Here is a 23956-nt window from a genome sequence, read left to right as displayed (position 1 = left end):
TAAGTTGAAATTGAAGTTTTGGAATGTTTTAGGGATGAGCACTCTTATTTTACAATTGCTCATGTCCTACCGGGCACTCAGGATTCCTTGAACCAGCTGGAATACTTCACATAGTTGTTGGCGATACGGTCTATCTCCCCCTGGCTGAGTTCCGGACTGATATCCTTGATCTTTTTCGCAGGCATACCCGCAAATACAGTACCTGAGGGAATCCTTGTACCTTTGGTTACTACCGCTCCGGCCGCCACTATACTATTGCTCTCCACAACACAGTCGTCCATCACTATGCTACCCATGCCAATTAGCACATTGTCTTGTAAAGTACAGCCATGTACTATGGCATTATGGCCTATGGAAACATTATTTCCAATAGTAGTAGGCGATTTCTGGTAGGTACAATGGATCACCGCTCCGTCCTGGACGTTTACCTTGTTACCCATTTTTATGAAGTGTACATCTCCCCGCAGCACAGCATTAAACCAGATACTGCATTGATCTCCCATTTCTACTTCACCGACAATAGTAGCATTTTCTGCAATAAAACAGTCTTTCCCGATCTTAGGTGTTTTGCCGTTGAGTGATTTTATCATAAGGCAGGAGGTATTAGTTATGAGTTATGAGTTATGGGTCTTGAAGTACGAAGTTAGAAAGAAGGGGATATACCAGGCAAATAAATCAATTCGTATCCACCCTATTCAAAGTACGAAAGCAACTGCTTTTTCCTGGAAGCGGATACCAGCAACTCTTTGCCATTTGAGATCACCACACTCCCCCCTTTTCCCTTGCGATATTTTACCACCTCATTGACATTTACCAAATAGGATTTGTGAATGCGTGCAAAGGGAAAATCGGACAAGGTGTCTTCAAAATATTTCAGGGTTTTACTCACCAGTAATTTCTTGTTTTCCAGGTAGATCTCAGTATAATTATCATCCGCCTGACAATAGAGGATCTCTGACACATTCAGGACCTGGAAACCGTCTTGCTGGGGAAGGGTGATCTTTCCGTCCACCTTGTGTACCCTGGGCTTTAATACACGGTCTGCGAGCGCTTCCTCCTTATCTTTGATCTCCTTCACATAATCCACCGCTTTAATTAACTCGTCAATGTTAATCGGCTTCATAAGATAATAGGCCGCATGGTTATTAAGCGCATCCACGGCGTACTGGTTATAGGCGGTAACGAAAACCGTTTCAAAGGTACGGTCCGGAACCTGGTCCAAAAGGTCGAATGCGTTTCCGAAAGGCATCTCCACATCCAAAAAGATCATGTCTGGTTGTATGCTGGAAATAAGCTTTAGCCCTTCATCTATATTAGCGGCTTCACCCAATACCTCAACATCCGGACAATACTTATGAATGTAGTTCCTCAAAATGTCCCTGCTGTTCGCCTCGTCCTCAACAATTATTGTTCTCAATGCCATAACTTATGTCTGTATTAGTCGGGTAAATCAGGGTTAATCCTTTTTCAAGGTCAGAATTACCCGGGTCCCGGTGCTGTCCCCATTAAGATCACGTATTACTACGGCCACCTTGTCTTTGTACATCTCGTTTAGAATAGCAATACGTTTTTTGATATTGCCCATCCCCTTGGACTTTTGTTTCTTCTGATTTTGGGTTTTTAGAGCTGCTGATCTCTTTCTGCCAATTCCGTTATCCGTAATTGTTATTTCTAAAAAATCCTGGTTTTTCTTTTGCAGATCCACGCTCAACAGACCTTTTTCTTCTTTATAACGAAGTCCGTGCCAAATTGCATTTTCCAGGTAGGGTTGGAGTAACATTGGTGGTATCTCATAGGAATCTATATCCAGGGTTTCGTCTATATTGAGCTGGTAATCGAATTTATCCGGGAAACGGGAATGCTCCAGTCTGAGATAGAGTCTGAGCAGCTCAAGTTCCTTGGAAAGTGGGATAAAGTCTTCTTCCGAATTCTCCAGTACTGCCCGCATCAGGGTAGAGAACTCACTCAAATACCTGTTCGCACTCCTCTCGTCGTTCTTTGCGATATAATTGTTGACGGAGTTCAGGGCATTAAAAATAAAGTGAGGGTTCATTTGGGAGCGCAGGGATTTAAGGGCAAGCAGGTTGTTTGTCAGTTTCCGCTGCCTGTCACTACGGTAATAGAAAAAAGCCGCCAGGGCCGTAAGTGCCATCCCAAAAATAAGGGAATAGATCACCCATCGCTGTCGTTTATTGCTTTCCTGTATCAGTTGTTGTTCGGTCAGTGCAAGATCGTATTTGCTCTGAGACAATTCCCGCTCCTGTTCCAATCCGGTGATCCTGCTTTGCTGTGAGGCGATCTCCCGATTAAACCTGGCTGCCCTGGATATCTCCTGTTCCTTACGAATGTAAAGTGTATCCACGACGGCTACATATTTCTGATAAGTCTCCAGGGATTTCGTAAAATCCCCTTTTTGCCGGTATACCTCAGATAATTTTCGCGTGGCGTCTTTCTGGACGATAAGGTCGTCCTCATTATCCGCTTCACGTATACTTTCTTCCAGGTAAGGAATTGCCTCGTCGTATTTATCCTGGGCAATGTAGGCATTGGCAATCTTGTAGTTGATGCGTTGCGGGGTAATGGTATCCCTTGAGATCACATCCCCTTCGGTCTTGGCTACAGGAGCGGCTATGCTTTTTAGTTCGTCCAGGCTTTCCTTTCTGAGTTCTATCTCATTCTGATATTGGTTGGTTCGGTTGTAAAAATCCGCTACTTTTTCTTTTTCCTGCACGGCTCTTTGAGGCGCCTGCCGGCCAGCCTGGTTAAGGGAGCTGCCATAAAAGGCCTCGGCCTCCTGCAAGCGGTTGTCCCGAGCGTAGGCATCGGCTATTTTGGAGTTCAGATCGGGCAGTTTGGGGCTAACCTGGTTCTTGTTCGCAACAAGCAAACCCTGCTCGTAATAGGCAACGGCCTTTTCAGTATCACCAAGCCCCTTATAAGCATCGCCCAGGGTCTCATAAAGTTCAATTTTTTGAAAGGGCACCAGCGCCTTGATCTGGGTCAATGGCTCCAGGGTTTTTTCAGCTTCTTCGTATTCTTTATTCAGCACATATACTTTACCCAGTAGCAGGGCTGTCTTCGTAGATTTTCTGGCTTCAAGCGCATCCTTGTAATTTGCGATCGCAAGATCATACTGACCGTAATACTGATAGATCTCCCCAAGAAGGGTCAGGGACTCTCCCAGTTCCTTTTTGTAACCTCTTTTACCCAGGCCCTCAATGGACTTCGCTACGAAATCAATACTTTTTTTGATGTCCTTTTTTTGATAAAAGCTCGCTGAGTCCAGGTAGATCCTGTGCTGCTGCCTACTGGAGGAGGTGGACTTCTTATATCTTGAAGTGCTTGGCTCATAATCCTTTACCAGCACTAAAATATCCTCGTCGTTCAGCACAGTGTGACGTACAGTCTGTATATCGCGGCTTTCAAAAGTAAGCACATCTCCTATGCCCGCTTCTATCTCAAATTCTCCATTATCATCGGTGATGGTATAAGCCCCGTCGTCAGTTGAAACGTGAACTGCTGATATAGGATCTCTTGACTGCATTTCCCTTACAGCGCCTTTCAACAAAACCTTCTGGCCTCTTTGAATTGGCTGGGCCAATCCAGAGAAAGTCATAAGGAATAAGAAAACAAAAAGCAGTGTTATGCGCATCACAAATTCCATTAATCAAGGTAAACTTAAGGGATTTAAAGAGTTAAAAAAAATGGCAAATTCCCAAAAACCGCCCATAATTGCCTTGTTTTATGGGGCTGGCTCAGCCGTGTGGTCCGTTCACTCATTTAAACGGCCATTTCGCTCATTGTCCTTTTTAAAGCAAAAAGTTCTCCCCTAGTTTTACTTCCGATAATTCAACAAAAAAACGCCATGATGAACAAGAAATTAAAACAAACACGTATACAATTGAGCCTGGGCTTTTTTTTGGCAGTGGCCGGATTAGGTTACAGTTGTGAAGGGGTTCAACCCAAAAAGACAGAAAACTGTATAATCGCGCAAGCGGCACAGCCAGAAGCACATATAAAGAAACCCACGGTTAAGATCGCTCTTTTGCTGGATACCAGTAACAGTATGGATGGGCTTATCAACCAGGCCAAGTCCCAGCTTTGGGATATTGTCAACCAATTCACCTATGCCAAATGCGGGAATTCGGTAAGGCCGGACTTGCAAATCGCGCTGTACCAGTACGGAAATGACGGCCTCTCTTCCAGGGAAGGATATATTCAGCAAGTCATTGGTTTTAGCAACGATCTGGATGAGCTGTCCGAAAAGCTGTTTTCGCTCACTACTAACGGGGGTGAAGAATTCTGCGGGCAGGTGATACAAACTTCCTTAAGGCAACTGGATTGGGGAAAGAACCCGGACGATCTAAAAATGATCTTTATCGCCGGGAACGAACCCTTTACACAGGGTAAACTGAACTATAAGGACGCTGTGACCAACGCTATGGAAAAAGATGTGGTTGTAAATACGATATTCTGCGGTGCCTACGAACAGGGGATACACACGGAATGGAAAAGGGGGGCGCTAATGAGCGGAGGAGAATATATGGCGATAAACCACAACCGCAGGCAGATCCATATCGCCACGCCCTATGACGATATCATCATCGAACTTAACACAAAACTGAACAAAACCTACATTTCATACGGAGCTTCGGGTAAGGCCAAGATGCGTCTTCAGTCCGAACAAGACCAAAACGCCATGGCGTTGGAAGAGGCGGTTGCCGTAAAGCGGGCCGTGAGCAAAAGCTCCAGAATGTATAAGAACAAGTCCTGGGATCTGGTTGATGCCGCCGAAAGCGAGGATTTCCAGTGGTCTGAAGTAGAAAAAGAACATTTACCGGAGTCCTTAAAGGGAAAAAGCGATGCTGCTCTGGAAGCCTACGTTAAAAAGCAGCGCCAGGAACGCAAAAGGATACAGGAAGAGATCAAGAAGGCGAATATAAAAAGGGAAGCCTATATCGCAAAGCATCAGAAAGACAGTCGGGGTGAGTTGGAAAATGCTATGCTAAGTGCCTTAAAGCAGCAGGCTGCCAAGAAAAACTATCGCTGGGATTAACATAGAGTGAAAAGTTCAAACGCCATAAGTGATTGATTGTCGTAGGTTGGTTGGCGTTGAAGCATGGGTCTGTACTTTCGGGTACAGGCCCATTTGTTTTGCCTTAGTAGTTGGCAGCAGGACAATAACAGTCGTATCGGTTCTCCCGTTCGGGTCCAAAATCATACCCCAGGGTGATCTGATGGAAACCTCCGTTATCCAAACGGATATCCCCGGATTGGTAGGAATAGTTATAGGAGAACATAAATCGTTTATAATTAAAACCGACAATGGGTGTAAACAACTGCAGGCGTTGTTCCCCAAAATTCCCGGCAGTCTGGAATTGGGCCCCGTCAAAACTCCTTCTATAGGAAAGACCTCCCCAAATGGTACCGAAACTAACATCCCTGTACACCTTGGCGTTTACGTCTACTGTTTGTTCTTCTGTAAACTCTGTCAGCTGGAACATTACGGAAGGTTCTACCCGCCATTCGCTCCTGCCAAAAATATATCCGGCAGACAAGAGGTATCTCCTCAGGTTATCAATAACCGGTACATTGTCCGGGTCAGCTCTTCCCTGTCGGTATAAACTGCGCTCACTTTCTAAGAGGTTCAGCACAGTGGCATGGGCGTAAAACTCCTGGTAGGAATAAGAAATTCCAAGATCCAGGTTAAAATAGGTGGCATTGATCCTGTTTCCGGTTATCGCCGGATCCGGGATCACTGAGCGGAATTCGGTCTCATCCAGGCTACTTTGTAATATCGTACCGCTCAAACCAAAAGAAAGCTGATTCAATATCCTGAAATCCTCCCCAAATCTGAGATGATGGGCATAGGTAAGTTTTACGCCGGTTTGCGCGTGATAACCGTTGGCATCGTTAAAAAGAATGGCTCCTACACCGCTTTTGGTATCCCTTATCCGATAATGGGCGTTAAGCGTCTGCATATTCGGGGCTTCATCAACACTAAACCATTGCTGCCTCGCTGTAAGACGGATCTTTCCGCCTTCACCAATACCCGCCATGGAAGGATGGATCAAATAATAGTTGTCCGATAAATAGTCAAAATATACAGGAATACCCTCTTGAGCGCTTGAGTAAGTACAAACGATTATTGAGCTAATAATAAGTAGGAGGTGCTTTTTCATCCAAGATAGTGGGGTGTTGATAGCCATTTCTTCCAAATATAATGTATAACGGATGAATTGTAACATTATTATATCTACCATGTCTTGGAAATAGGTTGTATTTTTGCCCAAAACAAAGACTATGAGAGAGTACGTGATCACCGTGGCAGAGACATCCAACCCGGCAATATTGAAATTTGAGGTCAACCAGTTTCTTACAAAAGGATCAAACTACGAATACCATAATATCGACGAGGCCAAAAACTCCCCTTTGGCGCAACAGCTTTTCTACCTCCCTTTTATCAAAACAGTTTATATTTCTGGCAATTTTATCGCCCTGGAACGCTTTGACATTGTAGACTGGAAGGATGTTAAGGACGAAGTGGCCCAGCAGCTCGTAGAGTACCTGAATGCGGGACAACCCGTGGTATTAGAGGAAACTCAGGGTCCCACAAAAATTGCAGTTACCCTGTATGCTGAGGTAACCCCAAACCCCGCTGTGCTCAAGTTTGTCGCAAACCGAAAGCTGGTACCGGCCACTTTTGAGTTTAAGAACATAGAAGAAGCCGCTACATCTGATCTTGCCACAAAATTATTTCACTTTCCATATGTCAAGGAAGTGTTTATGGATGAAAACTACATCTCTGTTACCAAGTACGACGTGAAGGAATGGGACGAGATAAGCATGGAACTGCGGGAATTTATCCGGGAATTCATAGCAGACGGCAATGAGATCGTATCTTCAGCTTCTATACAAAAGAAAAAAGAGGAGGCAGAGGAGGAGGCTGGTCAGGGAGAGCAGCTTGACGACACTTCCAGGCAGATCATATCCATACTGGATGAATATGTAAAACCGGCCGTTGCCAGTGACGGGGGGAATATATTGTTTCAGTCCTACGAAGCGGAAAGTAAGACCGTAAGTGTTATTCTTCAGGGCGCCTGCAGCGGTTGTCCCTCGTCTACCTTTACCTTAAAGAACGGCATAGAGAATATGCTCAAAAACATGCTTGGAGACAAGGTTCAGGAAGTGGTTGCATTAAACGGCTGATTTTGCGCTAAGCACTTATTTTATTGCTTTTAATTTGCTAACTTTAAAAGAATCTAAAAACACAAAATCATGGCAGTTTTAAAAGTAATCGAAGTATTGGCAAATTCTGATAAGAGCTGGGAAGATGCCACGGCAAAGGCCGTCGCTCAAGCCTCAAAATCGGTCAACAATATTCGATCCGTATATCTCAACGAACAAAGTGCAACCGTAAAGGACGGTGAAATTGATGAATTCCGAGTGAATGTTAAGATCACCTTTGAAGTGAAATAACACTTTGATAAAAACGTATTAAAAGGCGCCAGCAGGCGCCTTTTTTGATGGCATTCATCTAACTTTGCATATGTTGCGATTTGCCATTGTATTAAGCTTATTCTGCATTCCTTGGACAGGGAGTGCTCAAAAAAACCCGGCTATGGAACCCAAACACTCCAATGCACTTATTCATGAAACAAGTCCTTACCTTCTACAGCATGCCCATAACCCGGTAAATTGGGTTGCCTGGAGCCCTGAAGTCTTGAAACAGGCTCAAAAAGAGGACAAACTTCTTATTATCAGTATAGGTTATGCCGCCTGTCATTGGTGCCATGTCATGGAGAAGGAGTGTTTCGAGGATGAGGAAGTGGCAGCGGTTATGAACAAGAGCTTTATCAATATTAAAATAGACCGGGAGGAAAGGCCGGATGTGGATCATATTTATATGGATGCCCTTCAAATGATGACCGGAAGCGGGGGCTGGCCACTCAATATCATTGCCCTCCCGGACGGCAGACCCATCTGGGGTGCTACTTATGTAGACAAAGGCAGGTGGATCAAGGCTTTGCAGCAATTGGCAGAGGTGTACCAACAAGAGCAGGAAAAGGTCATATCCTATGCGGAAAACCTGGCAAACGGCATCAAAAGCATTAATCTGGTCAAGGGAAACGACAATTCTGATCTACTCTCAACAGAGCAGCTGAAAAAATTGGTGGACGACTGGTCCGACTATTTTGATCGAAAAATGGGAGGATATAATCGGGCGCCGAAGTTCATGATGCCCGGAAACCTGGAGTTTCTTCTGCATTTCGGGTTTTCTACCCAAAACGAATCCGTATTGGAATACGTAAACCTAAGCTTGAAAAAGATAGCCCAGGGTGGTGTTTACGATCACATTGGGGGAGGTTTTGCCCGTTATGCAGTGGATACGCGTTGGCATGTTCCTCATTTTGAAAAAATGCTTTACGATAATGGGCAATTGGTAAGTCTGTACGCTAAGGCCTATGCCTATAGCGGGAACGAACACTACAAACAGGTGGTAGAAGAAACCATTTCTTTTGTGGAGCGGGAACTTATGGATGTGGATTCCGGCTTCTATTCTTCTCTGGATGCAGACAGCCTTAATGAGCAGGACATTCTTGAGGAGGGGGCATTTTATGTATGGCGAAAAGAGGAGCTAAAGGAGATTCTGGGACTACAGTTTGAGCTGTTTCAGGATTACTACAACATTAATAGCTACGGGCTCTGGGAAGAAGGCAAATACGTGCTAATACGCGATAAGGAAGAGCAGGAAATCGCTAAAAAACATCAGCTTACACCAGCCGAATTGAGGAAACTGATCACAAAGTGCAAAAGTCAGTTGCTGGAAGAAAGAGCAAAGCGAGCCAGGCCACGGCTGGATGATAAGATCCTCACTTCCTGGAATGGGCTGATGCTTAATGGTCTTATAGATGCCTACCGCTATCTCGGAAGTGAGCACTATCTGGATTTGGCCAATAAAAATGCGGATTTCCTCCGTTCCAGTCTCATGGACGATCAGGGGCGATTGTTCCACAACTATAAGAATGAGAAGGTTTCCATAGAAGGGTACCTGGAGGATTACGCTGCAGTTGCCAGGGCTTATCTGAACCTGTACGAAACGACGCTTGAAGAAAAATGGCTACTGACCTCCAGGAAACTGCTTGACTATTGTCTCAGCCACTTTTTTGATCCGGAAAGCGGACTGTTCTATTTTACTTCGGACACCTCTCACTATGTCATCCGCAAGACCCTTGAAACCCAGGACAACGTTATCCCTTCCTCCAATTCCATACTGGCGGAGACCCTTTACAGGATAGGGAAATTATACCCGGAAGAAAAATATAGTACGGTAGCAAAAGGTATGATGCTTGCCATGAGAAACTCCCTGGAAGACAATATTCACAGCCATGCGAATTGGGCGCGTTTGGCCCTTTTTATGGACAAACCGTTCTATGAAATTGCCATAGTTGGACCTGAATACAGGGAAAAAGCATCTGAATTCCATCACAAATACCTGCCTAATACCATCATAACAGCTACTGCAGAAGAAGGTGGTCTGAGCTTGCTAAAGAACAGATATGTGACGGGTAAAACCTTGATCTATGTGTGTAAGGAGGGGGCCTGCAGGCTTCCGGAAACCGAAGCCGAAAAAGCTCTGGAACAAATCCTTCAAAATTGAACAATTAAGCGCTTTATAGACTAATTTTGAGTTAATTCTCGATCCGTTAATTACTATTTTAATCTACCATGGAAAAGTTTACAAATTACAAGGAACATATAGATCAACTCATCAACTGGGCCTGGGATTTCTTCCCAAACTTAATACTGGCCATTATCATCCTGATCGTCGGTCTCTGGATCATTAAGTTCATCAACCGACTTGTACGTAAGTTTTTCGAAAAACGGGATTACGACCTCACCCTGGAGAGTTTTCTTCAGAGTTTTATAAAGATCGCTCTGAAAGTGCTGCTCTTTGTACTGGTGATCACGCAACTAGGGGTAAAGTCTTCTTCCCTGGTTGCCATAATCGGTGCGGCCGGACTGGCCATTGGGCTGGCGCTACAGGGGAGCCTGGCGAACTTTGCAGGCGGGGTTTTAATACTACTGTTCAAACCCTTCAAAATAGGTGATTTCATCTCCGCACAAGGTGTGGATGGGGTGGTAAAGGAAATCTCTATTTTCACTACCAAATTGAATACTTTCGGAAACCAGTTGGCCATAATTCCCAATGGACAACTTTCAAATAACAATATCATAAACTACAATGCTGAGAATACCCGCAGGGATAAGATTGATGTCGGGATCGGTTACGGATCGAATATAAAAAAGGCTAAGGACATATTGCTTCAGATCTGCGCTGAAACCCCGGGAATCTTAACGGATCCCGCCCCGGAAGTATATGTAGGCGAACTGGCTGAAAGTTCGGTCAACTTAAGTCTCAGGTTCTGGGCTGGAAACGATGATTTCTGGCCTGCGCATTTCCATGTTTTAGAGGAATTAAAGCATCGTTTTGACGAAGAAAACATCGAAATTCCATTCCCTCAGCGTACGGTACATCAGGTTGGTTAGATTTGCCTAATTCCCGGAATTTTAGTATCTTATTAGATAATATTTTAACGTAATTACACAATGAAAACTATCATATTATCTTTTTTAGCCTGTTTATCTACCCTGGCGTTATTTTCCCAATTCAACGGAAATCCGCAAACCGCCTATCACGGGCAGTTAGAGATCACTTTCTATGATGCGCCTACAGAGGGAACTCCGTATATGAATGAGCTTTACAAAACCGGCAAAACAACCATAAACGGCGGATCTGAGACCAGCAGACCTATGCGCTATAACGCGTTCAGCGACGAAATGGAATTCCTCAGCAATCAACAAAAACCCCTGAAACTGCTCAAACGTGAAAATATCGTGGTAGAGTTAGACGGGAAGACCTTTGAAGTACACAAATACCGCTATAAAGGGAAGTATCGCAGAGGGTATTTCAATCCGCTAAACAGCGGGGAGGTCGTACTGTTCCTACAGCCAAAGAAACGACTCCTGAAAGCGACGAATCCCGAGCACGGTTACGAGTCCATGACCCCCGCTAAGTACGAAGACGATTTTGAGTATTACCTGAAAATAGGTGATAACCTTTTTGAGAGGATCGATCTAAACAAAAGGGAACTCTTCTATTACTTAAGTGATGAGGCGTCTGCAGTGAAGAAGTTCGTTGGTGAAAACAAACTCAAACTAAGGAAAGAGAACGAAGTAGTAGCCCTCTTGAACTACTACAACAAGATCAAATCCGAAAAATCCAAAATGGACATCTCACCGGACGGATCTACCGCCAGGCCTTAGGATATTCGAAGTCTGTATAACATCTAATTGATCTACTTGCCCTTTCCGGTAAGAATGAAGTCTTTTAAGTAGTATGGCTCAAAATAGGCGACGTCTTCGAACGCCCTGTTCTCATATGCTTCAAAAGAGATCCTCCCCATTTCACGGGCAGAGGGAAAGACATCCGTATGCAATACAAGATTAGTGTTTTGGATCACTTCCCCACTTTTGGCAGCTCCGCTACCGATAAGATGCACCGGACCTCTTTCCAGATAATCGGAAAAAGAAGCCTCTGAAATGATCTCTGCCCAGGTACTACGAAGCTCATTGTACCGGGGATCAAAAACGGCCGCATAGACTTCCATACGCCTCGCATCCAATACAGGGATCAGGAATCCATCCTCTATCTGAACCTGATGTGCCAGGCTCAAAAGTGTAGGAACCGCTATCAAAGGAATATCCTGTGCGTAACACAGTCCTTTGGCCGCGGAGACCCCTATGCGCAATCCGGTATAGGAACCAGGCCCCTTACTCACCGCAATGGCATCCAGATCCGGGAAAGACAGGGATGCTTCCTTCAGCACAGCGCCAATAAAAAGATGCAATTGTTCTGAATGCGAATAATTAGGAGTGTTTTCCTCTTTAAGCGCAACGATCTCACCATCCACAGCAAGACTAACGGAGCAGTTAGTGGTTGCAGTCTCCAGATTTAAGATTTTAGCCATAAGGCAAAAATAAACCCTAAGATCAAAAAACCTTAGGGTTATCTGGTATTATTTTATTCCCTTTGTTAATCCAACGCGAGTGGGATTCCGAAGTAGAACTCCAGTATCTTAAGCCTGAAGATATAGTCGTATTTGGTACGGATCACATCCGCTTCCGCATTGTCCAATCTGGACTGCGCCTGGCTAAAATCGAATGCGTTCATCAAACCAACATCAAAACGGTCCTTGGCGTACTGGTAAGCTATTCTCCTGGCATCCAGGGTCTTTTGGGCTGCCTGATAGGCCTTATCAAAAGTGGTTACATCAACATAGGCCTGTTGGATATTGGATTCTAATTCCAGCTTGGTTTGCTCAAAATCCAGTTTCGCTCTTTCCAAACTGATCTTCTGACGCTGTACATTGTTTCGAGTGCTCCATCCGTTAAAAAATGGGACATTCAGTGAGAATCCATAAGCAAGACCATCAAAGATCCATAACTGATCTACAAACGGAATTACGGACAGATCGGTTACCGAAACCAGGTTTTGATCCGAGTATCTCGTGTTGTAGTTGACAAAGGCCGAAAGGGTGGGAAAATATGCTCCTTTTGCTATTTGAACATCTTTTTCTGCCACCTCCACATTGGCCTGAGAAAGCTTAATGTCGTTCCTAAAGGACAGCGCCTTATCGTATATAACTTTTGCGGAGTTATTTAAGATGTCCGAAGGAGGGATATCAAACTCTTCATCCGCAATATCAAAGTTTTCATAGTCCGTGATCTGCAGCAACTGAGCCAGATTCACAATGGAGATCAGCACCAGGCTTTCGCCATTGATCACCTGCTGTTCCTGGTTAGCCGCGGTAGCCTCAATTTCCAAAAGATCACCTCTTGGAGAAGTCCCGGCTTCTACTAATTCCTTAGTTCTTTTAAGGTCTTGCTCGGTGACGGCGTACTGCGCTCTGAATACTTTTAGCTGTTCCTTGTTTGACAACACCTGCAGATATGCATTTGCCACATTCAGGCGTATATCATCCTTCAGGTCATCCAGACGGTATTGATTAGAAATCGCATTGAGTTTGGCCCTTTGCAATTGCCTGATATTCCTAAGCCCGTCGAACATGTTAAGGGTTGAGGTCAGGTTTCCCGTAAAGTTAAGCTGCGTACTTACCGGTTCCTGGGAAGTAGGGTTAAAAGAGAGACCGAGGTTCTCTGTAAGCCTTGCATCTCCGTTTAAGGTTGGCAGCATGTTCCCGATGGCATCGGATTCATCGATCTGAGCGTTTTCCAGGTCCAGCTCAAATTGTTCTATAGTCAGGTTGTTCTCTACGGCGTAAGTAACACACTCTTCCAGCGTCCATTTTCTCAATTGAGCCGAAAGCATTCCCACGCTGCATAGGAGCAACAATACAGTTATCTTGATTCTCATAAGTCGTTTTTTGATTTTGAGATTTGTAATATGGTTGATTGATTTAATCTGAGTCGTCGTCACTCTTCTCCAGCTTGTTCCATACCTTGATCTTGGCATCTTCATCGACTCCGGAAACTACCTCCACATCAATACCATCACTGATCCCCAACTCTATATCCCTGCGTTCAAATTCGTTCTGGGCCACTTCTACTTCTACGAAGGGTTCTTCAGTTTCCTTGTCGAATTGAAGCAAGGCTTCTTTAATGGCCAGCACATCCTTTTTCTCTTCGAGCACTATGGAAGCATTGGCACTGTAACCTGCCCTGACATAGGTGCTGTCATTTACAACCAGGTCACCCTCGATTTTGAATTGAACAGCTCCTTCTTCTTCAACACCCTTTGGGGCGATGAACTTCAGTTTGGCGTCGAATTTGTCCTTTTCCAGGGCTCCGAGGTTTATCTCAAGTGGCATACCTACGTGAAGCTTGCCAACCTCGGCCTCATCTACCTCACCCTCAAAGATCATTTTGGTCATATCCGCAATGGTGGCGATGGTGGTCCCGTCATTAAAGTTGTTACTTTGAATGACCTGGTCCCCTTCTTTGATAGGGATCTCCAGGATGGTCCCGGAGACGGTAGCCCTGATGTTGGTATTGGCGGTGGCAGAACCTCCGGCAGAACCAACGCGAATGATCTGGTAGTCAGACTTGGCATTGTCCAATTCCTGAATGGCCTGGTCATATTGCAGCTGCAGATTATTGAAATCCTGGCTGGAAATCACTCCCTTGTCAAAAAGTGCTTTATTTCTTTTATACTCAATCTCGGTATTGCCCAGGGCGATCTCCGCGTTCCGTACCCGTCCGCGCGCCTGGTTTAGGGATTGCTCATTAGGTACCACCTTGATCTTGGCGATAAGATCCCCGGCCTTGACCTTGACCCCTTCTTCCAGAAAGATCTTGTCTATGATGCCGGATATCTGAGGTTTTATATTGATCTCATCTTCAGGGATAACCTTACCGGTGACAATCACCTTATTGATGATATCTTTTTTCTCAAGTGTTTCTGTCTCATAGAGTTGGGTAGGAGTACTGTTTTGCTTAATGAAATAAGCGGTGGCCCAAAGAATCAGGATGGCCGTTACCCCTATCAATCCATATTTTAGGTATTTATTCATTCTCTTTTTTTTGGTTATAACTAGCTATTTTGGTTGAACTATTACTCCTCTCTTAGTGCTTCTATAGGCCTTACTTTTACAGCCCGGTTTGCCGGGATTAAGCCAATCAATACGCTTAAGCCCACCATTAGTGAAAACGATATGGTAAATTGCGGTATACTGACCATGGGGTCTACAAACGGAAAGTCTTCCCCGCTACCCCAAAGTGAATCCAGCACCGCCAGTATTCCAACAGACATTGCAAAACCTATCAATCCTGCGAAGGCTGTAAGCACTATCGCCTCAACAACGATCTGGCGCCTGACTATTTTTGGCGTTGCACCCAGCGCTCTTCGTATACCTATTTCCTTGGTACGTTCCTTCACCGTGATCAATAGAATATTACTGATGGCAATGACACCTGCCAGTAATGTGAAGATCCCGACAAAGAAGGAGAACCCCTTAAGAACCAGCGTAAAACTGGAAATGTTATTGAAGATCTCAGACATATCGAACGAACCAATGGCCCTTTCGTCGTCCGGATGAATATCGTACTTGATCTTAAGCAGTTTCTTTATTTCATTTTCCACTATTGGCACTTCGGTATTCGGTTCTACAGCAATGGCCATCCATCCCATTCTATCCCCTGAATTAAAGGCCTTTTGGAATGTAGTAAAAGGAACAAAAACCGCGTTTTCGCCATCTATATTGATGTTGTTATTCGGCTTGTAGATCCCGACCACTGAAAAGAACACCCCATTGATCCTGATATCTTCACCTATGGCATTTTCCCCCTTTTCAAAAAGCAGCTTATAGGTTTCCTCCCCTATTACGCAGACTTTCTTTGAATCTTCTATATCTGAGTTATTGAGGAATCTCCCCTCTATCAGTTTCTTCTTGGTGATATTGTCTATTTCCGGATAATCCCCGTAAACGGAAGAACCGCTCTTTTGGCCTTTGCGATATACCGTAACCACATCCCTGTGATTCCCTAACTCTATACGCGGGGCCAAAACCTCTATCTCGGGAATATTCCGCTTTAAGATCTCGGCATCCTCTATACGGAAGTTTATCCTTCTACCTCGTTCAAATCCTTTATAAGGTTCCGATGTAGAGCGGCTCCATACAAAAAGGCTATTTGAAGCGGTACCAGCGAAGACCTTATCAAAACCGTTGCTCATACCATTGGCAGACCCCAGTAGCAGCACCAGAATGATCATGGCGAAGATCACCCCCAGCATGGTCAGGAAAGTGCGAAACATGTTCTTCCCGAGGGTGTGAAAGATCTCAATCCATAAATCTCTGTCAAACAACCACATACTATCAGCTATTTATCACTTAATGCTACAATTGGTTTAACATTTGCCGCCTTTACCGCAGGGATCAGTCCTGCTAAAACTCCTGCAATGATGAGGATGATCGTCGCTGTCACCACGGTAGACAGGTCTACGGACGGATTACTAAAAGCCGGTAAATCAAAATTAGGTCCGATTATCGATAATAATATCCAAGCAAAGGTCAATCCGATAAATCCGGAAAGCGCGGTAATGAAGGTAGATTCCAGCAATACCAGGTTAATGATCTGGCTGGGCTTGGCGCCAAGTGCCTTCCGCACCCCTATTTCCTTAGTCCGCTCTTTAATAGTAAATACCATAATGTTACCAATACCTACTATCCCGGCGATAAGGATCAAAAAACCTACCGCGATACTTATGGTACTTAATACCGCGGAAAAACTACTGATATCGCTAAAGGCCTGGGCATAGTTCCAGACATTCAGCCCTGACTGATCTTCCGGGGAGATCTTAAGCCTTCTTTTCATGAGGTCTTCCAACCTGCCGGAGAACTCCAGGGCTTTGGTAAGATCGTACTCCGAATTATAGGTCATGGCGATCTGGTTCACCTTTTCTGTATTTCCGTAGATCTGCTGATAGGTAGAGATCGGGGCGTAAATTCGCCTTTCCGCATTGTCATCCCCCTCATCGGTAAATATTCCAATAACCCGGAAAGACAAGCCGTTCAATTCGACAAAATTCCCCAGAGGATCCTCGTTCTTAAAAAGGTCGTCACCAACTTTTCTACCGATCACGGCAACTTTGGCCTTATTGGCCTGGTCGGCTTCATTGAAATATCGACCGCTCAGTATAACCGTCTTTTCTATGATCTGGTGATCCGGATGAACCGCCTGTAACGAATAAGAACCGGTCTCACCCTTATAGTGCGCAGAAGCAGACGTAAAGTAGCGGCTGCTGATATGTTCTATGTCTTTTGGGAAGCTCTTGCGAATGTAGTCGTAGTCGTCGTTCTTAAGCTGTATTCTTCTTCCTGCCTCAAAGCCGGCATAGGCTTTGGACGTGGTCCCCGGCCGGATAAAGATGGAATTCGTGGCATCGTCATTGAACTGATTGGTAAACCCGTTCTGCATCCCATTTACAGACGCCAGTAACATTACCAAAATAAAGATAGCCCAGCCCACAGAGAAGCCCGTCAGGAACGTCCGAAGTTTGTTGTTCTTGAGTGTGTGAAAGATCTCTTGCCAGGTATCTCTATCAAACATTTTGTGTTACCCTTACTTGTTTTATCTTCTTGTCTTCTACGATCACCCCATCCTTAAGATGTACTATCCTTTTACACATATGCGCGATATCTTCCTCGTGAGTGACCACCAGGATGGTATTCCCCTGGTCGTTAATCTTCTGGATCAGATCCATTACTTCGTAGGAGGTGGTACTATCCAGGGCACCGGTAGGTTCATCTGCAAGCAGCACCTTGGGTTCCGCCGCCATTGCCCTTGCTATGGCCACCCTTTGTTTTTGTCCACCTGAAAGCTCACTTGGCAAGTGAGTGGCCCATTCTTTAAGGCCCACCTGTTCCAGGTACTTCATGGCCTTTTCCTGACGCTCCTTTCTACCTATTTTCTGATAGTACAGCGGCAAGGCCACGTTCTCCAGGGCACTTTTATAATTTATCAGGTTGAATGACTGAAATACGAATCCTAAAAACTGGTTTCTGTATTTGGCCGCTTTGGTTTCATTGAGGTCCTTGATCGGCACCCCGTCCAGGTAGTATTCCCCGGAGTCTGCCACATCCAACATCCCAAGGATATTGAGCAAGGTAGACTTCCCGGATCCCGAAGAACCCATAATAGCGACGAGTTCTCCTTCTTTGGCAGTAAAGTTGATGCCTTTCAGGACATGCAGGGAATTACTCCCCATTTGATAAGACTTGTGAAGCTCTTTTATTTCAATCATGGTCGGTGTCTCTTAAATAATTTGGATTTAGCTCCCGTTATAGGACTATTAAGTTGCAAAAATGTTACAAAAAGTGAGCACTTTTTGTGTTAAAAAGGGCTATGTCCCAACTTCGGGCTCTACTTCATTCCACACTTTTATGCTGTCTTCAGAATCGACTCCGGATTTTATCTCGACAAATATGCCATCGCTTATCCCGAGCTCCACATCCCGGCGTTCAAATTGCTGGTCTCCTGTGGACACCTCAACATAGGGCTTTTTGGTTTCAGGATCAAACTGCACAAGGGCTTCCTTAACGGCCAGCACGCTGTCTGCTCTCCCCAAAATAATGGAAGCATTCGCGCTGAGTCCGGCGCGGATAAATACGGTATCCTGTTTGGAAAGGGTACCCTTGATCTCAAACTGTATCGCTCCGTTTTCCTCATTTCCTTTTGGGGCGATGTAATCCAGCACTGCATCAAACACCTGGTCTTCTATGGCTCCTACTGTAATTTCAAGTGGCAGGTCTTCCTTGATCTTTCCAACCTCCGATTCGTCCACTTTACCTTCAAAGATCATTTTTTCCACATCAGCCACAGCAGCTATGGTTGTCCCTTCGTTGAAGTTATTGCTTTCAATTACCTGATTTCCCACTTCAACCGGCACTTCCAGCACCATTCCACTTACCGTGGAGCGGATAAGCGTATTAGCGGCATTCCTGTAGCCGCTGGTGGTTCCGGTTTTAACGATATCGTAGCGTTTGGTAGCCGCCTGATAGGCCTGCTTTGCCTGGTCATTGGTTACCTGGGCCCGTTCAAGATCCGCTTGAGAGATCACGCCTTTATTAAATAGAGCAAGTTGCCTTTCGTAGTTGCGTTGCTGGTCTGCCAGTGTGATCTTCGCATCGTCAATCGCGTTCTGGGCATCGTTAAGCGCATTGAGGTTAGGCACCACTTTGATCTTGGCGAGCAGGTCGCCTGATTTTACGTAATCTCCTCCCTCAACATACACCTCTTCTATTACACCGGAGATATTAGGTTTGATGAGAACCTCCTCCAGGGGTAGTATACTTCCGGTAGCTACTGTTTTCTTTATGATAGTCTTTTTTTCAGGCTTTTCCACCTCATAGACCACCGGGTCCTCCGCATTTTTCTGATAGAGGTAGAACATAGCTCCTCCAAAAGCCACGACTATGAATATTAGGATGATAATGGTTACCGATTTCTTCATTACTTATATGGTTTGTTTTGATTGATGTTCTATTTATTCTGTTCTAAGTGCGTCAATGGGTTTTACTTTGATAGCGCTCTGTGCGGGGATGAAACCTGCCAGTAAGCCCGAAATCATCAATATCATGAGGGCTCCGGCCACCACTCCAACACTTACACTGGGGTTCAGGAACATATCTACGGGCCCAACGGCTTCCAAAAGGGCATTAACCCCGTAAATAAAAAGTGCACCAAATACTATACCGATCATTCCCGAAATAATGGTCAGGAAGATGGATTCCATAAGTATTTGCTTTTTGATGGACCAGGGTTGCTCCCCCAGGGCCCGCCTTATTCCAATCTCCTTGGTACGCTCCTTTACCACGATCAGCATAATATTACTCACCCCGATAATCCCGGATAGGAGTACCATGATCCCTACGATATAGGCTACACCCTTGAGAGCGCCGAAGAGGCTCTCAACACGGTTGTACTGCTCATAAAGGTCAAAATACCCAATCGCCCGCTGATCTTCAGGATGTACTTTATGCTTGTTCTTCATGGTTTGTATGATACGTTCCTTTAAAACGGATATGGAACTGCCGTCATTCGCAGTTATGGCCATCCAACTTACGTCGTTCCCGGTGTTGAAGGCCTGAGAAAAAGAGGTGAAAGGAACAAAGATCTCTTTTTGTGCTTCCTCACCATCGCCATCATTGCTATTTTTCTTATAGGTCCCTACCACCATAAAATTCACTCCCTGGATCTTGATATAAGTACCTAATACCTCTTCTCCTTTATCGTAAAGGTCGCTTTTAACCCCTAGCCCGATAACGGCTATTTTTCGTTTCTCATTGATGTCATTCTGGTTCAGAAAACGTCCGGAAGTAACGGTCATCGGATCCTGGTTTATGATCTCGGGATAGTCTCCGTATACGTTATAGGCCCCAGTTTTTATTCCTCGTACAACATTACTGGCACTTCGGAACCCACCCAGTCGGTTTCGCGGCGAAACAAAGCGAAGGTTGGGCACGTTATCGCGAATGGTCTGTACATCTTCCAGCTTAAACTCGAAACTACGGCCCTTCGGAAGGCCCATATACGCTTTGGTGGTACTGCGGGTCCACATGAACATGGTATTGGTGGCAATATCGCCAAAATCCTTTTTGATACCGTTTTCCAATCCTTTCCCAGCAGCAAGAAGAATTATAAGAATATAGATCCCCCAGCACACTCCGAAGGCTGTAAGGAGGGTCCGCCAGACGTTACTGGTGAGTACCTCAAGAATCTCTTTCCATCGATCTCGATTAAACATGTTCCTTAAATTCTGTCTCTAGTATTAAGATAATGCTATCAATACATTCCGTGTTTGGTCACGGAAAAACCTTATTCATCTTTTAGGGCCTCAATGACCTGCACTTTGGCTGCCCTCCATGCCGGGAAGAATCCGGCCAACGCTCCGGCGATGATCAGTACAAAAACCATAGATATGGCAATGTTGAAATCTACCGAAGGGTTTACCACATAATCCACTTCCACATTTGGCCCAACGAGTTCCAGCAGTCCCATACTGAAAATGAAACCAGAGAAACCGGCTATAGTAGTAACAAAAATGGACTCCTGAAGGATCATTCCAACTATAGACCAGGGTTTGGCTCCAAGCGCTTTTCTTATCCCTATTTCCCGGGTTCGTTCCCGGACCACAATAAACATGATATTGCTTACTCCCACTACGCCGGCAACAATGGTGCAGATCCCGACGAACCAGAAGAATATTTTTATATTTCCAGTTAGGCCGTAATACCTTTTAGCCTCTTCCATCGCGCTCCAAACAAAGATTCCGCTGGTATCATCAGGGGCCACGATGTGTACCTGCTTGAGGTAACTTTCCAGTTCGTTCTTAAAATTCACTGCCTGGGCTACCGCCTCGTCAAAATTTTCCATCGGAGGCAAGGTATACGAAAGGTTGTTAAGCCGGTCAGCGCCGTTAAAAACACGCTGGGCTGTGGTAATGGGAATATATATGCGTTCCTCTTCCCTTTCTTCCTGTTCCCAGAATACGCCAATGATCTTAAATGGGATGCCGGAAATATCGATAAACTCCCCAATCGGAGTGTCTAGATCCCCAAAAACATCCTTCTTGATCTTATTCCCGATGATGGCCACCTTAGCCGTGCCGATCTCATCCTGGTAATTCAGGAAACGACCTTCCCGCATCTTGGCATTCTCAATGAATTGGAACTGGTATGAAACACCCTGAATTCCGTAAACCAAAGCTTCTTTTCCGTAATTGACGGTAACATCCCTGACAAAGATCCGTGGAGATTTGTATTCTATAAAGTCTGCCAGCATAGTGGCAGAGTTTTCGTAGTTCTCATTTCTAAGTTCAATCCTTCGTCCGGGATTGAGGCCTTTGTATTCTTTGGTAGTAGTGCCTGGCCAAACCCAAACACTGGTAGCGGCATCCTGTTCAAATTCTCTGGCAATACCGTTTTGCATACCGTTACCAAAGCCCAATAAAATCACAAGAATAAATATGCCGGATGCCACGGAAAGCCCGGTCAAAAAAGTCCTCAATTTGTTCTTTCGGATGGTATCAAAGATCTCTTGCCATCTTTCAATATCGAACATTGGGTTGGTTTTAAATGATTGATGAAATACGCAATGTATTACAATAAGACTTTAAAGGAAAGGTATTGTTACAGTTATACCTTTAAAAAAGTGTTAAAATTCCCGTAAATCAAGACTTCATCTTGCGATAGACGAAGTAGAAAAGCACTCCCACAAGGATATAGGGAATGGCCATCAAATAGACGATCCCGTTATTGATCCCTTCAGCGATCGTATTGTTGTCCTCACTTTCCAGGACCGCGCGGCACATGGCGCATTGGGCCGAACTGACCAGCGGTAGCAGGAACATTACAGAAAACGTTACGATTATTCTTCTCTTCATTTTATTATTCGGCTATGACAATTTAAACATCTTAGCTCCGGTTTCTCCCATCATAGCACGCACTAATGCGCATAATATGGGGATATCATCAGGTACACGATCACTCCCGAAATGGCTACATAGAGCCAGATGGGGAAGGTTATCTTTGCCAGTTTGCGGTGGCTCTCAAACTTCTTGAGGTAAGCCCGGGCATAAGTTTTTAAAACCAGGGGGATAATCACCACAGAAAGTATAATATGAGAAACCAGTATAAAGTAATAGATATATTTTATCGCTCCTTCTCCACCAAATGGGGTAGGGTCTGAACTCATATGGTAGGCAATATACATGACCAGGAAGACCAGGGAAAAAGCGATGCATGTCACCATGAGATTCTGATGCAACTTCTGTTTGCCGTTCTTTATAGCCCAAACAGCAATGATAAGGAAAACTGCCGTTAAGCCATTAATACTTGCATAAATAGGTGGCAAGAATCCCAGCGGTTCCATATTAGGTATGCGTACCCTGAATAGCGCCATCACCACAAGAGGAACAACAATAGAAATTACCGTAATAAGCCTGTTGAACTTTTTTTCTGCCAGTTGTATGGAATTCGTATCACTCATTTAGCAATTTTTTAATGTCTTCCTTGAGGATGCTGATCTGTTCCTGCTCTCCTTCACTATTGGCTCCCTGAGCCTCAGTTATGGCTCCGCGGTAATAGATGATGGGATTGCCAAAATCATCATATCTCGATCGTATATAACCTTGCTTATCGATAAGTGCAAACAGTCCTGAATGCTCAAAACCTCCGGGCACATCAGGAGCTTCCGTAGCAAATATATTGAAACCGACATTGGCCAGCTCATAAATGGAATCTCTGGGTCCGGTCATCAGGTGCCAGTCCATATCCGTGATCCCGTATTCTTCCGCATATTCTTTTAGCACCCTGGGGGTATCGTACTCCGGGTTAATGGTGAAGGAAGCCACCCCAAAGTTTTCAAATTCTTCAAACTCATTCTGCAGTTGAACCAGATTCATGCTCATTATCGGGCATATGCTGGGGCAGGTTGTAAAAAAGAATTCTGCCACGAAAACCTTTCCCAAATAGTCCTTATGGGTAATCAACAGGCTGTCCTGGTTGATCAGCGCAAATTCAGGGACCTTTCGTTTTTCTCCGTTTAGGGTGATGAAGGCCAGGGCGTCCGCGTTTTTGCTGACATTCATCCGACTGTCCTGAACTATACTGTTAGCCTTTACCCTGTCTACGATACGCGGAATGAATATGATCCCAAATACCAGGACCACCAGAGACACCCAAACGTATGTATACTTCCGTTTCATTGCTTATTCCTGCAAACCGTTGTTTTCCTTTAATGCAAGGCGGTATTCTGCCAGGATGATCTTTACATCATCCTCCATTTTGTTGTTGAGATCCGCAACCGAGCTGGTGTTAAAGCCATACTTCAGGCCTTCGTCCTCATCTTTCTTTCGCCCCCGGAGATTTCCTTTCTTGTCTACAATAAAAACGTAGGGCGTACTTAGGTCATCCTCCAGCTTAAGATCTGTTTTTAAAGCACTGAACAAGGCATTTATCTGCTCTTTTTCCAGAAAAACGAAACGCCACTTACTGATATCCGTAAATCCACTGAGTTCTGTCTTTAACTCTTCAACGCCGGCTTCGGTGCCTTTGGGCATGGCCATGATCATCTGGAAATCCCGGAACTCGTAAAAGCGCTTATAGATCTTTTGGTTCAGGTTAAAGGCATTTCCCTTTTTATTGGTGACATCTGAACCCAAGAACCCCAGTATAGTGATCTTATCCTTAAAGGTCTCTTCCGGAGCCAGGCTATTGATATCCAGGATATCTTCTGTTAAAGTAGGTAACCTTCCAAAATTGTTAACTCCTGATGCAAAGAACAGGTACGCCACTATGGGTAAGACAAAAAGTACGACTAAAACGAAGGTCTTTTTCATAAATAATTCCCTGTGCAAAAATAAAAAAGACGGTTT

23 protein-coding genes are annotated in these 23956 nt (G+C 44.8%); 6 read left to right on the top strand and 17 right to left on the bottom strand.

Features of this window, described 5'->3' with window-relative positions:
* Nucleotides 1-77: 77 nt before the first annotated feature.
* The 3 genes from GTQ38_RS17455 to GTQ38_RS17445 form a co-directional block, all read right to left on the bottom strand.
* Nucleotides 78-590 (bottom strand): gamma carbonic anhydrase family protein, encoded by a 513-nt coding sequence (locus tag GTQ38_RS17455; RefSeq protein ID WP_161436858.1) that lies wholly within the window; start codon nucleotides 588-590, stop codon nucleotides 78-80.
* A gap of 101 nt (nucleotides 591-691) precedes the next feature.
* Nucleotides 692-1423 carry a LytR/AlgR family response regulator transcription factor gene (locus tag GTQ38_RS17450; RefSeq protein WP_161436857.1) on the bottom strand — a complete coding sequence of 244 codons (732 nt, stop codon included), beginning with the start codon at nucleotides 1421-1423 and terminating at the stop codon, nucleotides 692-694.
* A 33-nt stretch (nucleotides 1424-1456) separates the two neighbouring features.
* Nucleotides 1457-3652, bottom strand: a complete 2196-nt coding sequence (locus GTQ38_RS17445) for a tetratricopeptide repeat protein (RefSeq protein WP_238858008.1) — start codon at nucleotides 3650-3652, stop codon at nucleotides 1457-1459.
* A gap of 216 nt (nucleotides 3653-3868) precedes the next feature.
* Between GTQ38_RS17445 and GTQ38_RS17440 the strand changes: the two genes are divergently transcribed.
* Entirely contained in the window at nucleotides 3869-5056 is a 1188-nt protein-coding gene (locus GTQ38_RS17440; RefSeq protein ID WP_161437168.1) for a VWA domain-containing protein, read from the top strand.
* A 103-nt stretch (nucleotides 5057-5159) separates the two neighbouring features.
* Here GTQ38_RS17440 and GTQ38_RS17435 read toward each other — a convergent pair whose 3' ends face one another.
* Complete coding sequence (locus tag GTQ38_RS17435; protein WP_161436856.1) at nucleotides 5160-6182, bottom strand: PorP/SprF family type IX secretion system membrane protein; 1023 nt, start codon at nucleotides 6180-6182, stop codon at nucleotides 5160-5162.
* A gap of 121 nt (nucleotides 6183-6303) precedes the next feature.
* On the opposite strand from GTQ38_RS17435, the gene GTQ38_RS17430 reads away from it, so the two are divergent.
* The 5 genes from GTQ38_RS17430 to GTQ38_RS17410 all read left to right on the top strand — a co-directional run bounded on the left by GTQ38_RS17430 (nucleotide 6304) and on the right by GTQ38_RS17410 (nucleotide 11328).
* On the top strand, nucleotides 6304-7209 hold the full coding sequence (locus GTQ38_RS17430) for a NifU family protein (RefSeq protein WP_161436855.1): 906 nt from the start codon (nucleotides 6304-6306) through the stop codon (nucleotides 7207-7209).
* A gap of 69 nt (nucleotides 7210-7278) precedes the next feature.
* Nucleotides 7279-7479: a dodecin family protein gene (locus GTQ38_RS17425; protein ID WP_161436854.1), complete on the top strand. Its 201-nt coding sequence runs from the start codon at nucleotides 7279-7281 to the stop codon at nucleotides 7477-7479.
* A 142-nt stretch (nucleotides 7480-7621) separates the two neighbouring features.
* Complete coding sequence (locus tag GTQ38_RS17420; protein ID WP_161436853.1) at nucleotides 7622-9661, top strand: thioredoxin domain-containing protein; 2040 nt, start codon at nucleotides 7622-7624, stop codon at nucleotides 9659-9661.
* 68 nt (nucleotides 9662-9729) lie between these two features.
* The gene (locus tag GTQ38_RS17415) at nucleotides 9730-10551 is read left to right on the top strand and encodes a mechanosensitive ion channel family protein (protein WP_161436852.1); all 822 of its coding nucleotides are present in this window, start codon (nucleotides 9730-9732) and stop codon (nucleotides 10549-10551) included.
* A 60-nt stretch (nucleotides 10552-10611) separates the two neighbouring features.
* A complete protein-coding gene (locus GTQ38_RS17410) occupies nucleotides 10612-11328 on the top strand; it encodes a hypothetical protein (protein WP_161436851.1) in 717 nt (238 codons plus the stop codon).
* Between the two features lie 32 nt (nucleotides 11329-11360).
* Here GTQ38_RS17410 and tsaB read toward each other — a convergent pair whose 3' ends face one another.
* From tsaB to GTQ38_RS17345, 13 genes are all read right to left on the bottom strand, one after another.
* On the bottom strand, nucleotides 11361-12032 hold the full coding sequence (gene tsaB, locus GTQ38_RS17405; protein ID WP_161436850.1) for a tRNA (adenosine(37)-N6)-threonylcarbamoyltransferase complex dimerization subunit type 1 TsaB: 672 nt from the start codon (nucleotides 12030-12032) through the stop codon (nucleotides 11361-11363).
* A 65-nt stretch (nucleotides 12033-12097) separates the two neighbouring features.
* Complete coding sequence (locus tag GTQ38_RS17400; protein ID WP_161436849.1) at nucleotides 12098-13438, bottom strand: TolC family protein; 1341 nt, start codon at nucleotides 13436-13438, stop codon at nucleotides 12098-12100.
* 43 nt (nucleotides 13439-13481) lie between these two features.
* Nucleotides 13482-14594: an efflux RND transporter periplasmic adaptor subunit gene (locus GTQ38_RS17395; RefSeq protein WP_161436848.1), complete on the bottom strand. Its 1113-nt coding sequence runs from the start codon at nucleotides 14592-14594 to the stop codon at nucleotides 13482-13484.
* Between the two features lie 41 nt (nucleotides 14595-14635).
* Entirely contained in the window at nucleotides 14636-15892 is a 1257-nt protein-coding gene (locus tag GTQ38_RS17390; protein WP_161436847.1) for an ABC transporter permease, read from the bottom strand.
* Between the two features lie 8 nt (nucleotides 15893-15900).
* Entirely contained in the window at nucleotides 15901-17130 is a 1230-nt protein-coding gene (locus tag GTQ38_RS17385; protein ID WP_161436846.1) for an ABC transporter permease, read from the bottom strand.
* Entirely contained in the window at nucleotides 17123-17824 is a 702-nt protein-coding gene (locus GTQ38_RS17380) for an ABC transporter ATP-binding protein (protein WP_161436845.1), read from the bottom strand. Before GTQ38_RS17380 ends, GTQ38_RS17385 begins: the two co-directional genes overlap by 8 nt.
* Before the next feature lie 99 nt (nucleotides 17825-17923).
* Nucleotides 17924-19033, bottom strand: a complete 1110-nt coding sequence (locus GTQ38_RS17375; protein WP_161436844.1) for an efflux RND transporter periplasmic adaptor subunit — start codon at nucleotides 19031-19033, stop codon at nucleotides 17924-17926.
* 33 nt (nucleotides 19034-19066) lie between these two features.
* A complete protein-coding gene (locus GTQ38_RS17370; RefSeq protein ID WP_161436843.1) occupies nucleotides 19067-20326 on the bottom strand; it encodes an ABC transporter permease in 1260 nt (419 codons plus the stop codon).
* Between the two features lie 71 nt (nucleotides 20327-20397).
* Nucleotides 20398-21642 carry an ABC transporter permease gene (locus GTQ38_RS17365; RefSeq protein ID WP_161436842.1) on the bottom strand — a complete coding sequence of 415 codons (1245 nt, stop codon included), beginning with the start codon at nucleotides 21640-21642 and terminating at the stop codon, nucleotides 20398-20400.
* Nucleotides 21643-21751: 109 nt separating this feature from the next.
* Nucleotides 21752-21964 carry a hypothetical protein gene (locus tag GTQ38_RS17360; protein WP_238858007.1) on the bottom strand — a complete coding sequence of 71 codons (213 nt, stop codon included), beginning with the start codon at nucleotides 21962-21964 and terminating at the stop codon, nucleotides 21752-21754.
* A 62-nt stretch (nucleotides 21965-22026) separates the two neighbouring features.
* On the bottom strand, nucleotides 22027-22569 hold the full coding sequence (locus tag GTQ38_RS17355) for a DUF420 domain-containing protein (protein WP_161436841.1): 543 nt from the start codon (nucleotides 22567-22569) through the stop codon (nucleotides 22027-22029).
* Nucleotides 22562-23287: an SCO family protein gene (locus GTQ38_RS17350; protein ID WP_161436840.1), complete on the bottom strand. Its 726-nt coding sequence runs from the start codon at nucleotides 23285-23287 to the stop codon at nucleotides 22562-22564. Before GTQ38_RS17350 ends, GTQ38_RS17355 begins: the two co-directional genes overlap by 8 nt.
* A 3-nt stretch (nucleotides 23288-23290) precedes the next feature.
* The gene (locus GTQ38_RS17345; RefSeq protein ID WP_161436839.1) at nucleotides 23291-23920 is read right to left on the bottom strand and encodes a hypothetical protein; all 630 of its coding nucleotides are present in this window, start codon (nucleotides 23918-23920) and stop codon (nucleotides 23291-23293) included.
* Between the last annotated feature and the right edge of the window lie 36 nt (nucleotides 23921-23956).

Source organism: Poritiphilus flavus, assembly GCF_009901585.1.
Lineage (GTDB): Bacteria > Bacteroidota > Bacteroidia > Flavobacteriales > Flavobacteriaceae > Poritiphilus > Poritiphilus flavus.
This window is presented reverse-complemented; position numbering and strand designations above follow the sequence as displayed.

Excerpts from the sequence above, each read along its gene's own strand:
- GTQ38_RS17445 (WP_238858008.1), bottom strand. The coding sequence starts at position 3,652 with ATGCGCATAACACTGCTTTTTGTTTTCTTATTCCTTATGACTTTCTCT.
- GTQ38_RS17380 (WP_161436845.1), bottom strand. The coding sequence starts at position 17,824 with ATGATTGAAATAAAAGAGCTTCACAAGTCTTATCAAATGGGGAGTAAT.
- GTQ38_RS17455 (WP_161436858.1), bottom strand. The coding sequence starts at position 590 with ATGATAAAATCACTCAACGGCAAAACACCTAAGATCGGGAAAGACTGT.
- GTQ38_RS17370 (WP_161436843.1), bottom strand. The coding sequence starts at position 20,326 with ATGTTTAATCGAGATCGATGGAAAGAGATTCTTGAGGTACTCACCAGT.
- GTQ38_RS17435 (WP_161436856.1), bottom strand. The coding sequence starts at position 6,182 with ATGAAAAAGCACCTCCTACTTATTATTAGCTCAATAATCGTTTGTACT.
- GTQ38_RS17430 (WP_161436855.1), top strand. The coding sequence starts at position 6,304 with ATGAGAGAGTACGTGATCACCGTGGCAGAGACATCCAACCCGGCAATA.
- GTQ38_RS17375 (WP_161436844.1), bottom strand. The coding sequence starts at position 19,033 with ATGAAGAAATCGGTAACCATTATCATCCTAATATTCATAGTCGTGGCT.
- GTQ38_RS17395 (WP_161436848.1), bottom strand. The coding sequence starts at position 14,594 with ATGAATAAATACCTAAAATATGGATTGATAGGGGTAACGGCCATCCTG.
- GTQ38_RS17355 (WP_161436841.1), bottom strand. The coding sequence starts at position 22,569 with ATGAGTGATACGAATTCCATACAACTGGCAGAAAAAAAGTTCAACAGG.
- GTQ38_RS17415 (WP_161436852.1), top strand. The coding sequence starts at position 9,730 with ATGGAAAAGTTTACAAATTACAAGGAACATATAGATCAACTCATCAAC.
- GTQ38_RS17385 (WP_161436846.1), bottom strand. The coding sequence starts at position 17,130 with ATGTTTGATAGAGATACCTGGCAAGAGATCTTTCACACACTCAAGAAC.
- GTQ38_RS17440 (WP_161437168.1), top strand. The coding sequence starts at position 3,869 with ATGAACAAGAAATTAAAACAAACACGTATACAATTGAGCCTGGGCTTT.
- GTQ38_RS17365 (WP_161436842.1), bottom strand. The coding sequence starts at position 21,642 with ATGTTCGATATTGAAAGATGGCAAGAGATCTTTGATACCATCCGAAAG.
- GTQ38_RS17420 (WP_161436853.1), top strand. The coding sequence starts at position 7,622 with ATGGAACCCAAACACTCCAATGCACTTATTCATGAAACAAGTCCTTAC.
- GTQ38_RS17400 (WP_161436849.1), bottom strand. The coding sequence starts at position 13,438 with ATGAGAATCAAGATAACTGTATTGTTGCTCCTATGCAGCGTGGGAATG.
- GTQ38_RS17410 (WP_161436851.1), top strand. The coding sequence starts at position 10,612 with ATGAAAACTATCATATTATCTTTTTTAGCCTGTTTATCTACCCTGGCG.
- GTQ38_RS17360 (WP_238858007.1), bottom strand. The coding sequence starts at position 21,964 with ATGAAGAGAAGAATAATCGTAACGTTTTCTGTAATGTTCCTGCTACCG.
- GTQ38_RS17350 (WP_161436840.1), bottom strand. The coding sequence starts at position 23,287 with ATGAAACGGAAGTATACATACGTTTGGGTGTCTCTGGTGGTCCTGGTA.
- GTQ38_RS17450 (WP_161436857.1), bottom strand. The coding sequence starts at position 1,423 with ATGGCATTGAGAACAATAATTGTTGAGGACGAGGCGAACAGCAGGGAC.
- GTQ38_RS17345 (WP_161436839.1), bottom strand. The coding sequence starts at position 23,920 with ATGAAAAAGACCTTCGTTTTAGTCGTACTTTTTGTCTTACCCATAGTG.
- GTQ38_RS17425 (WP_161436854.1), top strand. The coding sequence starts at position 7,279 with ATGGCAGTTTTAAAAGTAATCGAAGTATTGGCAAATTCTGATAAGAGC.
- tsaB (WP_161436850.1), bottom strand. The coding sequence starts at position 12,032 with ATGGCTAAAATCTTAAATCTGGAGACTGCAACCACTAACTGCTCCGTT.
- GTQ38_RS17390 (WP_161436847.1), bottom strand. The coding sequence starts at position 15,892 with ATGTGGTTGTTTGACAGAGATTTATGGATTGAGATCTTTCACACCCTC.